The following is an 882-nucleotide window of genomic DNA, read 5'->3' on the forward strand; positions in this document are numbered from 1 at the left end:
CCGGAGGCTCCGGCTGCCCCGGCGTCCTCGGCGATGCCGCCACTTCCGGAGGCCCCGGGGTCCCGGGGCGCTCCGGTGTTCTCGGGTGCCCCGGTGCCGCGCGAGGACCCGGTGCCGCGCGAGGACCCGGTGCCGCGCGAGGACCCGGTGCCGCCGGAGAAACCGGCGCTTCCGGAGGCCCCGGTGGTCCCGGAGGTCCCGGTGCCGCGGGAAGGCCCGCGGCCGTCGGAGGCTCCCGGGTTCCCGGGGCCGCCGGGGAAGCCGGTGTTCCCGGAGGTTCCGGTGCCGCCCGGGCACCGGCGACCGTCGGTGGGCTCTGCGTTCCCCGGACCGTGGGAGAAGCCGGTGTTCCCGGAGGTCCCGGTACCGCGGGTGGCCCCGTGACCGTCGGTGGACCCTGTGGTGCCGGAGGCCGCGACACCGCCGGAGGCCCCGGTGTCCCCGGACGCCCCGGGCCGTCCGGAGGTTCCGCCCCCGGTCTCCTCGCCCGCACGCGGCCCCGGTACCCGGACGTGTCCCTCCCCGTCCGGTGTCGTCGCCGCCCGCGCGTGCGGTCCCGCCGCCGGTGTCAGGCGGAGCGCCGACTCGCCGATGCGCAGCAGCGCGCCCGGGGTCAGGCGGACCGGACGGGGGCCCACGCGGCGGCCGTCCAGGGTCGTGCCGTTGGTGGAGCCGAGGTCGGCGACCGAGACGCGGCCGTCGGCGGCGACCGTGACCGCGCAGTGCAGCCGGGAGACGTCCGGGTCGTCGAGCGGGACGTCGGCGTCGGCGGAGCGGCCTATACGGATCTCGCCGCCGTGCAGCAGGTGCACGCCGCCCGCGTCGGGACCGGCGACGACGTGCAGCCGGGTCGGGGCCTCGTCCAGTTCGGGATGCGTCTCG

General features: G+C 79.0%; 1 protein-coding gene. It reads right to left on the reverse strand.

Features of this window, described 5'->3' with window-relative positions:
* On the reverse strand, positions 1–882 hold an 882-nt coding region (locus B9S61_RS42105), incomplete at both ends, for an FHA domain-containing protein (protein WP_258039558.1).

It is taken from the genome of Streptomyces sp. SM1 (assembly GCF_002910825.1).
Classification (GTDB): domain Bacteria; phylum Actinomycetota; class Actinomycetes; order Streptomycetales; family Streptomycetaceae; genus Streptomyces; species Streptomyces okerensis.